Genomic DNA, 312 nt, shown 5'->3' on the forward strand with positions numbered 1-312 from the left:
GCAGCGGTTTCGCGACCTTCACGGCCATCGCGACGAGCAGGCCCGCGGCCGCGGCGGCGAGCCCGCCGAATAGATGCTGCACGCGCGGATCGCCCTGCGTCTTCGCATACAGCACGCCGAGCGCGACGACGACGAGCGTCGGGCCCGCGATCAGCCCGAGAATGCCGGCGAACGCGCCCGCGACGCCGCGAAAGCGCATGCCGACGGCGACCGACAGGTTGATCACGTTGCCGCCCGGCAGGAACTGGCACAGGCCGAGCAGATCGGTGAATTCGTCGGCGGACAGCCATTTGCGCTCGTCGACGATCGTGC

The 312-nt window shown here is 70.2% G+C and carries 1 protein-coding gene; it reads right to left on the reverse strand.

Features of this window, described 5'->3' with window-relative positions; genetic code table 11:
- On the reverse strand, positions 1-312 hold a 312-nt coding region (locus SB764_RS39115), incomplete at both ends, for a chromate transporter (RefSeq protein WP_410866629.1).

The sequence above is a fragment of the Paraburkholderia sp. SIMBA_027 genome, assembly GCF_046535315.1.
In the GTDB taxonomy this organism is placed as follows: Bacteria; Pseudomonadota; Gammaproteobacteria; order Burkholderiales; family Burkholderiaceae; genus Paraburkholderia; species Paraburkholderia tropica.